The following is a 9,660-nucleotide window of genomic DNA, read 5'->3' on the forward strand; positions in this document are numbered from 1 at the left end:
CGAAGCCTGGCTGGCGTCGGTCCCGCCCGCTCCCACCTGCCCGGAGGACTACGAGCCGAAGCACGTCAACCGGGTCGCATCCACCAGCCCCGGCAACGCCAACAACAACTACCGAGCCCTCAGCTCCTGGTCCCACTGGCTCGTCGACGAGGACGAGATCGAACAACCACCCCATGGCCCGAATGAAACCACCGCACATTCCCCCGCAGCCAGTCCCGATCACCCCGGTCGACTTCATCCAACAGGTCCTCCACGACTGCCAAGGACGCGACTTCCTCAGCCGCCGCGACGAAGCCATCATCCGCCTTCTGTGGGACACCGGCGGACGACTGTCCGAAATCGCCACCATCGACCTCGAACTCTCCCGCCGGGTCGTCAACGTCCTCGGCAAAGGCGGAAAGTGGCGGGCTCTGCCCTTCGGACCCGCCACCGGCAAAGCCATCGGCCGCTACCTCCGCGTCCGCCCACGCCACCCGCACACCGACAGCACCACCACACTCTGGCTCGGCGACATCCGCCGCCACGGACCACTCTCCGCCAACGGCATCAAACTCATGCTCCGCCGCCGCGGCGACACCGCCAACGCCCGCGCCACCCTCGGCCGCAACCTCCACGCCCACCTCGGCCGACACTTCCAATCCCACACCTTCCTCAAAGCCGGCGGCAGCGAAGGCGACCTCATGCTCCTCAACGGATGGACCACACCCCAAATGGCCCGACGTTACGGCGCCAGCGCCGCCATCGAACGCGCACATGAAGCCGCCCGGAAGATTAGCGTCGGCGATGTTCTCTGAGCCGGGAATGGATTGACCATAGGCCTCGACCGAATCGGGAACGAATCACACGAACCGCGGACAGCAACGCCGCACCAAGAATCCCGCCCGTACCTGCCGGGTGGTGCAGGACTGGTCCTGCACCACCGACCAATCCGACTCATACAGGCCGGTCCAGAATGAGGGGAACAGGAGAGCCGAGACAGGTTGAACTCCAACCAAGGGATCATGAGTCCTCCTGGACTGGGCGCTGCACGGGAATGCGCTGCCGCGTGCTGCGGAGTATTTGACCGCAGACGAGGGCGCATATTGGCGTTCTGAAGGCCCGAGAAGTGGCAACGAGCTGGCTCGTCTGTTCGGCGGTCATGGCGACCCATTGTTCGCGTGGAAATTGGCTAATCCTGTTTTCTTCTTCCGTGAAAGGACTCGCCGCGCCTCCGAGCAGACTTCGAACGACGGCACCATTGCGTTTGGCGAGGTCCGCGGGTGATTGCGGAAGTCATTCACCGCATCGCCCCGGCTCCTTCATACGGGTGCCGGCTCAGGAGCGGCTCACCTTCGGCGAAGCGAGAAAGCCGGAAATCACGGGGTTCCACCCCGGCCAAGCTGGTCCGGCCGGTGGTGAGCACCTCGGCGACCATTCGGCCGACCGCGGGCGCGATCTTGAAGCCGTGTCCGGAAAAGCCGGTCACGAGGAACAGGCCGGTTACCGGGGCGCGGCCGATGATCGGGTTGTAGTCGGGGGTCACGTCGTAGCCGCCCGCGTAGCTGTGTGCGACGCGCGGGTCGGGCATGTCCGGCATTCGATGTCCCAGGCGTTCGACGACCCTGGTGATGGTTGCGTCACCGGCTCGGTCGGCGTAGTGGTCGGGGTCGATGTACTCGGGCGCCGCGTGGTCGGAGTTGCCGACCAGCACGTGGCCGTTCGGTTCGCGGCACAGGTACTGCAGGCCGATGAGATCGGAGAACACGGGGACGTCCGGCAGCGGCTCCCCGGGATCCACCAGCACGAGTTCGGCACGCTGGGATTGCACCGGAACCTCGAACCCGAGCGGAGCGGTCAGGGCAGGCGCCCACGCGCCGTTGGCCAGGATCACCGAACCTCCGAGCACGCGTTCGCCGTCGGCCAGCTCGACCCCTCGTACCCCGTCCTCGCCGTCCTGGAGCAGCGAAGTGACCAGTGCGCCCTGCCGGATCCGCACTCCCATCCGGCGAGCCGCGGCGGCGAAAGCCATCCCCAGCAGGTAGGCGTCGCCCCGGCCGCCTCGGGGCTCGTAGGCGAAGGCGGCGAAGTCGTCGATGTACAGGCCGGGCCACAGGCGGGCCATGCGCGCGTGGTCGATCAGCTCGACATCGACCCCCAGACCTTGTTGCAGCGCGACATTCGCCTCCATCGCCTCGACATTCCGCTGCGCGACTCCGACCGCGTAGCCGCATTGACGCAGCCCCACGTCCTCGCCGAGGACCTCCCCGGCCTGCTCCAGGAAGTCCACGCCGTACTTCGCCATCGCAGCGAGCGAAGGCGTGCCGTAGTGGCAGCGCACGACGCCGCTCGACTTGCCCGTCATCCCCGAGCACAGGGTCGCTCGTTCGAGAACGAGGATGTCGCGCACTCCCCGGTCGGCGAGCGAATAGGCGATGCCGAGACCTTCCAACCCGCCCCCGACGATGACGAACTTCACCTGCTCAGACATAGTGCTGCTTTCTCTCCGTAACGGGGTAAGGCCGCCACACACCAGCTTCAGGGATTCGCCCGTCCGGTCTTGATCGAAAACCGGTAGCTCTCCGGGAATCCCTTGGCCAGCAGCGGAATCGCCACCAATGCGATGGCGACGCCGTACACCGCTGCCATCAGGTCGCCCCCGGCATCCACCAACAGCGCGGAAACCAGCGGCGCGGTTCCGGCGAACAACGCATAGGCGAACGTGTAGGCCATGGACACTGCGGAAAATCGGACCACAGCGGGGAAAACCTCGATGGTGGCGGCATTGCCTGCCGCCTGCACCGCGGCGATCGGCAAAACCAGCAGCAACTGCGCGACGGCCACCCACACCAGCTCACCGGTCATGATGAGCAGATACGCCGGGATCGTGATCACCGCGATCGAGATCGTCCCGCCGATCAATACCGGTTTGCGGCCGATGAAGTCGGTGAGCAGGCCGAAGAGGGTGCATGCGGTGGCGTAACCGAGGAACGCGAACAAGCTGATGACCAGGGCCGTGTTGGTGGACAGTTTGCCGACGGTGGTCATGTAGGTCGGCATGTAGGCCAGCAGTGTCTGGTAGCCGACGCCGACGAGGGTGTAGAAGCCGAACGCCACGAGCATGGTCCGCCAGTACTTGCGCACCATCTCGCCGAACTTGGGGATGGCGATGGTCTTGTCGTTCTTGACCTCGGTGTAGACCTCGCTCTCCTTGATCGTGATGCGCAGGAACATGCCGCCCATGGCGACCAGTCCGCCGATGATGAACGGCCAGCGCCAGCCGCCGCCGGCATACGCTTCCGGGCTGGCCCGGAAGATCAGCACCAGTATCGTCGCGGCCGCCGAGCCCACGCTGCCGAAACTCCCGACGAAATTGATCCACATCCCGCGACGGTTCGCCGGCGCGGACTCCGCCGCCAGCGTTTTCGCTCCGGTCAGTTCACTGCTGGCCGAGAACCCGCCGAGCAGCCGGCACAGCACCAGCAGCGTGGGAGCCAAGAGGCCGATCGTGGCGTAGGACGGGATCAGCCCGATGCCGGCGGTGGCGACGCCCATCAGCACGAGCGAGAGCGACAGCGCCGCGCGGCGCCCGACCCGGTCGCCGATGCGGCCGAACACGACACCGCCAAGTGGGCGCACCACATACGCGACCCCGTAGACGGCGAAGGTCTGCAACAACGCTGCCGCCGGTTCGGTCTTCGGGAAGAACGTGGTGGCGATGGCGGTGGCGGAAAAGGCGAAGAGCCCGAAGTCGAACCATTCGATGACAGTGCCGATCGACAGGGCCGCGAACATCCTGGGGGTGATGCCCGGCTTCTTCGAGACCGGGGCCGGATTCGTTGTCTCCACGGAAGGTGTTTCCATTTCCGGAACTCCTGAGGGATCGGGGAAAGACAGTCAGTTCGCCGGATCGCTGATCCGGGCAGCGTGCAGTGTCGGGAGATCGACTCGGACGCCGTAGAGACGTTCGGCTGCCTCGGCGGTGAGCAGTTCGTCCCGCACGTCCCGCAGGACGAGCATCGGATCCCGCTGCCGGGGGTCGCCGAACCCACCGCCCCCGGGGGTCCGGAGGGTGACGGCGCCGGTCTGCCGCCGGAGTGCCAAGGCGCCGACCCGGTGTGGAATCTCCAGCGGGGCAACGGGTTCACCGTCCAGCAGGATCCGGGTCGGGGTGCCGGGATTGCCGTCGTCCAGGCCGTCGGGTGGGAACTCCAGCTGGTTCACGCTGGCCGCCATGGTGAACTGCGCCGCCTCGTCCCGTGGTGCCCGCACCACGGTCTGCAGGCCGTATCCTCCGCGCATGCGGCCGGTCCCGGCCGATTCCGGGAGGAGTTCGTTGCTCTCGACATGCGCTCCGATGGTGGACTCGAAGACCTCCACCGGGATGGTGGTGGAGCTGGTCGGATAGCAGATCGCATCGACGCCGTCGGTGTCCTCGCCGGCTCCCATGCCGCCACCGTGCATGAAGATCGTGCTCAACGGCACGCCCTGGGGATCGGTGCCGATGAAGCGCATCCCGCTCTGGAACCCGCTCGGGGCCGTGGTGTGCGGGGCGATCCCGGCGAGTGCGCCTTGCACGATCGGCACGGTCTGCCAGCCGACCTTGGTCCGGTCGTTGACCGAGGCCGGGTACTCCGGATTGAGTACCGAGCCCTCGGGGGCATGCACGGTGATCGGCCGGAACAGCCCCTGGTTGCTGGGAATGTGCGGGGTGAGGACGCAATTCAGCGCGTACGTCGTGCGGGCGACGGTGAAGCTCATGGTCGAGTTGATCCCGCCGTGGGGGTGCTGCGGTGGCACGTCGACATAGTCGACTTCCAGCTCGTCACCGCGGATGCGTACCACCGCGCCGATCGTCATCGGGCCGTCGGGGCCGTGGAAGGTGTGCTCGTAGGGGTAGTCGCCGTCGGGCAGGCTCGCGATGGTCTCGCGCATGGCCCGCTCGGCACGGGTCTGCACGGCATCCGAGAGCTCCTGCAGGTCGTCGAGGCCGTACTCGTCGAGCAGGTCCACCGCGTGCCGCGCGGCGACGCCGGTGGCGGTGACGATGGCCGCGAGGTCGCCGAGGACCATCTCCGGCGCCCGGACGCTCCCCCGGAGAGTCGTGAAGATCGCCTCGTTGGGAGTTCCGCCGGCATACAGCTTCAGCGGCGGGAAGTGCACTCCTTCTTCGTAGACCGAGCGCGCCGCCGACTGGTTGAGCAGGCCACCGATGTCGCTGACATGCGCGATGGAACCCGCGAACCCGGCCAGCTTGCCGTGCTTGAAGAACGGCGTCACCACACTGACATCGGGCAGGTGCCCCGCCCCGATCCACGGATCGTTGGTGAACAGCACGTCCCCTTCGCGCAGCGTTTCGGCGGGGAAGCGCTTGAGCAGCTCCCCGGCCACCCGCGGGAGGGTGAGGTTGAAGGTCGGGTTGCTGGTCGCGGCGTGCGCGACCGACCAGCCGCGCGCGTCCATGATCTCGCACCCGAGATCGTTGGCGGCCGAGATCAGGGTGCTCAGCGCGGTGCGCCTCAGCACGGTCTGCATTTCCGCGGCGATGCTCTCCAGGCGGCCCCACACCACCTCGAGCGTGATCGGATCGTCGAAGATCGACGGTGACATCATGCCGGCGCCCCTTCCGGTGCAGTGGTGACAAGGAGGTTGCGGTACTCGTCGACGACCCCGGTGCTGCCCGGGGGAACGAGCACGGTGGACTCCCGCTCCTCCACGACCGCCGGGCCGGAAACGGTCGCGCCCGCCGCCAGCCGGTACCGGTCGTACACCGCGGTGTCCACATAGGATCCAGTCTCGAACCAGTAGACGGGCCGGTGCGCCTGTGGCACCGGTGGTTCGCCCGTCGCGGGCTGCCTGGCCGGCCGCACCTCGCTCAGGGTGCCGGTGGACACCACCCGCCAGGTCACGATCTCCACCGGTACGCCGTCGAGGACATGCCCGTAGAGATCACGGTAGGCCTTGGTGAACTCGGCGAGGATCACGTCCTGGCTGTGCTCGTCGAGAACCCCGGCGGGCAGGTCGATGGAAATCTCGTTGATCTGACCGGCGAACCGGGCGTCCGCGCGGCGCGTGACGGAGATGCCCTCCGGCGCGACCCCGGACTCGGCCACCACCGTGCGCCCCTGCTGCTCCAGGTCCTGAAGCAGGTCGTTGACAGCGCTCCAGTCGGTGACCCGCACGAGCCGCGGGTCGGACTGGGAGAATTCGAACGACACCGGCGCGACCAGGAACCCGATCGCGGACAGCACACCGGCCGCGAGCGGGTAGATGATCCGGTCCTGCTTGAGCAACCGGGCCACGCCGGCCGCGTGGATCGGCCCGGCTCCGCCGGAAGCCAGCAACGCGTACTGCCGTGGGTCGCGGCCCCGCTCGATGATGTGGATCTTCGCTGCGGCGGCCATGTTTTCGACTACCAGCTGGTGAATGCCCCACGCGGCTTCGGTGAGCGAGATACCCAGCGGGGTGGCAACCTTTTCCTCGATCGCGCGCACCGCCGCATCCCGATCCAATGCCATTTCCCCGCCGAGGAAGGTGCCGGCGTCGAGGTAGCCGAGCACCAGTGCCGCATCGGTGACCGTGGGCTCCCGGCCGCCCTGGCCGTAACACGCCGGTCCGGGATCGGCCCCCGCCGACGTGGGACCGACCTTGAGCAAGCCGAGTTCGTTGATCCAGGCGATACTGCCCCCGCCCGCCCCGATCTCGATCATGTCCACGGACGGGAACTGGATCGGCAGGCCCGACCCCTTCTTGAACCGGTGGACCCGGGCGACCTCCAGGTGATGCGCGATCGACGGCGCGCCGTCCTGGATGAGGCAGATCTTGGCGGTGGTGCCGCCCATGTCGAACGCGATGAGATCCGCTGCCCCGCAGGTGCGGCCGATGAAGGCGGCCCCGATCGCGCCGCCCGCCGGACCGGATTCGATCAACCTGACCGGATACTCGGTGGCGGTTTCCACCGTCGCGATGCCGCCTGAGGAGAGCATCAGGTACAGGCGGCCGCGGTAACCCAGCTCCCGCAAGGCCTGTGCGAGCGAACCGAGGTAGTGCTTCGTGATCGGCCGCACGTAGGCGTTCGCGACCGTGGTGCTCGTACGTTCGTACTCGCGGATCTCCGGCGCAACGTCGCTGGAAACCGAGATGTCCACCTCGGGCCAGAGCTCGCGCACGATCCGGGCGGTCTCCTGCTCGTTGGCCGGGTTGCGGTACGAGTGCAGGAAGCTGATCGCCAGGCTGTGCAACGGTTCGGTCGCACCTGCATGTTCGCGGTCCTTCGCGTCCTCGGCGCGGATCCGCTCCACCACTCGCGCAACGTCGTCCGGGTCCACCGGCTTGAGCACCCGGCCGTGATGATCGGTGCGTTCGGCGACCCCACGCCGCAGGTAACGGGGCACCAGCGGCTCCGGGAAACGCAGCGCCAGGTCGTAGATGTCGTAGCGGGCCTCCTCGCGCGTCACGAGAGTGTCCCGGAAACCCTCGGTGGTGAGCAGCGCGACCTTGGCGCCCTTGCGCTCGATCAGCGCATTGGTCACCAAAGTGGTGCCGTGAATGACATTCCGGACCGCCGACGCCTCCGATCCGGTCCGCTCCAGCAGCGCCCGCACGCCGGTCAGCGACCCCCGAGTGGGATCGTCCGGAGTGGTGAGCGTCTTGAAGATCTCGATGGTGCCGGAATCCGTGTCCAGCATTGCGAAGTCGGTGAACGTGCCGCCGATGTCGAAGGCGATGCGATAAGCCGGGTGTTTCTCTGCCATGGGAACCTTTCTGCGGTGTTCGGCAAGTGGAGCGTCACGGGGCGTCGCTAACCGGCGCGATCCGCGCCCGGCACCCCGAGTTCGCGGGCGAAAAGCCGGTGGAAGTTCAAGCCCAGCACCGGCTGGATCCGGTGCGCGGTCCACCCTCGCCGGACCAGTTCCTCGGTGATGTTCGGCAGGCCCGACGGTCCTTCGAGACCAGGGATGTACGGCCGCGACGCACGGAGGCCCCACTCGTATTCCCCCGGCCGGGACAGGGAATCCGAGATCTCCCGGATGAAGTCCGGACCGAGGCCTACGTGGTCTTCGCCGGCCACTTTCGCCGCGTGCTCGATGTGGTCGGCGACCCGGGAAACCGTGTGCTCGCATTCGTCGATGAAGTTCGCGAGCACATTGATCCCCACCACGCCACCCAGTGCCGCGATCGCGCGCAGCCGTTCGTCGGTGAGGTTGCGATGGTGTGCCCGGACGGCATAGGCGGAGGAATGCGACGCGATCAAGGGTCTCGTCGCCAGCTCCAGCAGGTGGTCCGTGCTTGCCGCGCCGAGATGCGAGACGTCGAGCATGATTCCGAGTTGCTCGCAAGCCGCGACGGCCTCCACCCCGGACGCGGTCAGACGCCCGCCGGCCCCGTCCTCGGCCGAACCGTCGGCGAGCATGGTCCGGCCGAAGTGGGTGAAGGAGGCGATGCGCACGCCAAGCCGGTGCAGCAAGCCGAACAACTCCACGTCGGTCCCGACGGCCGCGCAACCCTCCATGGCCAGAACAAGCGCTGTCTTCCCCAACCGGATCGCGTCGTCGATTTCGGCTCCGGTCAGGCACAACCGCACCTCGTCGGCGCAGTGCTCGGCGATCCGCCAGCCGGCCTCGAGCATCCGCAAGGTCTGCCGCAGCGCCCCGTCCGGCCGGAACTCCGCCTCGATGAACACCGGCAGCACCTGCACCCCCACTCCACCGGCGTGCAACTGCGGAAGCCAATGCTCACGGAAGTACCGTCCCTGCTCCGCGACCGGCTGGCGCACGCAGGTCATCAACAGGTCGTTGTGCGCGTCGACCACGATCGAGCGTTCGTGCAGGGACCGCGCGACTGGACTGGTCTCCGGCATGGCATGCCTTTCGTCACTACGGGGATGCGATGGCCGGAAGAATGCAACTACTGTTCCCCTGACGTCCACAAGTGTTGTTTTCACAGCCACAGATTGCCAATATTTCGGCGAATATCCTGGCCATCGGTGTCGCTCGCGGGTAGAAAACCGAATTCTGTTGCTGTGAGAGCAACGGGTATCGTGTATTCATGCCGGAACCCTCTGATACCTCCACGGTGAGCCGTGTCGCGTCCGTACTGCAGGTACTCGGCTCTCGTCCGGGACGGGAAGGCCTGTCCGGCGCCGAGATCGCCCGCATCGTCGGACGGGAACGCAGCCAGATCTCCCGCATGCTCAAGTCTCTGTGCGCCGCAGGCTTCGTCGAACAAGACCCGGACACGCGCGCCTACCGGCTCGGCTGGCAGCTGTATGTCCTGGGCCGCAAGGCAGGCGACCAGCTTCTGCTCAACGCCGGTTCCGCCGTGCTGCGCGCCATGGTCCGGGAAACCGGCGAAACAGCCCTGCTTTCGGTACTGGACGGCAACAAATCCCTCACCCTGCTGCGAGAGCAGCCGGACCGTACGATCCAGGCCGCCGCGACGACCCGGCAGCCGTGGCCACTGCACATCGCCGCCTCGGGACGCGCCCTGATGCTGGACATGAGCGACGAGGAAGTCCGCGACCTCATCAGCGCCGACATACCGCGCACGGATGTCGGTCCCGGCGCGAAGACATCCGTAGCCGAAGTACTCGACACGCTCCACCGCGAGCGGCAAACGGCGTGCTGCATTGCGATCGACGAGCTCGAAGCAGGTCACATGTCGATCGCTGCACCCGTCCGCGAT

Annotated in this window: 7 protein-coding genes; 2 read left to right on the forward strand and 5 right to left on the reverse strand. The window is 67.1% G+C overall.

The window, feature by feature from the left end:
- Window positions 1-173 precede the first annotated feature (173 nt).
- Window positions 174-794: a tyrosine-type recombinase/integrase gene (locus OO71_RS46870; RefSeq protein WP_084145813.1), complete on the forward strand. Its 621-nt coding sequence runs from the start codon at window positions 174-176 to the stop codon at window positions 792-794.
- 482 nt (window positions 795-1,276) lie between these two features.
- Here OO71_RS46870 and OO71_RS45480 read toward each other — a convergent pair whose 3' ends face one another.
- From OO71_RS45480 to OO71_RS45500, 5 genes are read right to left on the reverse strand one after another with little or no spacing between them, the layout of a single operon-like run.
- On the reverse strand, window positions 1,277-2,467 hold the full coding sequence (locus tag OO71_RS45480; protein WP_033296352.1) for an NAD(P)/FAD-dependent oxidoreductase: 1,191 nt from the start codon (window positions 2,465-2,467) through the stop codon (window positions 1,277-1,279).
- Between the two features lie 47 nt (window positions 2,468-2,514).
- Window positions 2,515-3,840: an MFS transporter gene (locus OO71_RS45485; RefSeq protein WP_051793244.1), complete on the reverse strand. Its 1,326-nt coding sequence runs from the start codon at window positions 3,838-3,840 to the stop codon at window positions 2,515-2,517.
- 33 nt (window positions 3,841-3,873) lie between these two features.
- Complete coding sequence (locus OO71_RS45490; RefSeq protein ID WP_033296353.1) at window positions 3,874-5,589, reverse strand: hydantoinase B/oxoprolinase family protein; 1,716 nt, start codon at window positions 5,587-5,589, stop codon at window positions 3,874-3,876.
- Window positions 5,586-7,730, reverse strand: coding sequence for a hydantoinase/oxoprolinase family protein (locus OO71_RS45495; protein WP_033296354.1), 2,145 nt, complete (start codon window positions 7,728-7,730; stop codon window positions 5,586-5,588). Before OO71_RS45495 ends, OO71_RS45490 begins: the two co-directional genes overlap by 4 nt.
- 47 nt (window positions 7,731-7,777) lie before the next feature.
- The gene (locus OO71_RS45500) at window positions 7,778-8,836 is read right to left on the reverse strand and encodes a dipeptidase (RefSeq protein ID WP_033296355.1); all 1,059 of its coding nucleotides are present in this window, start codon (window positions 8,834-8,836) and stop codon (window positions 7,778-7,780) included.
- Window positions 8,837-9,024: 188 nt separating this feature from the next.
- On the opposite strand from OO71_RS45500, the gene OO71_RS45505 reads away from it, so the two are divergent.
- A partial coding sequence (locus OO71_RS45505; protein ID WP_033296357.1) for an IclR family transcriptional regulator occupies window positions 9,025-9,660 on the forward strand: 636 nt, incomplete at its 3' end.

This window comes from Amycolatopsis jejuensis, from assembly GCF_000717335.1.
In the GTDB taxonomy this organism is placed as follows: domain Bacteria; phylum Actinomycetota; class Actinomycetes; order Mycobacteriales; family Pseudonocardiaceae; genus Amycolatopsis; species Amycolatopsis jejuensis.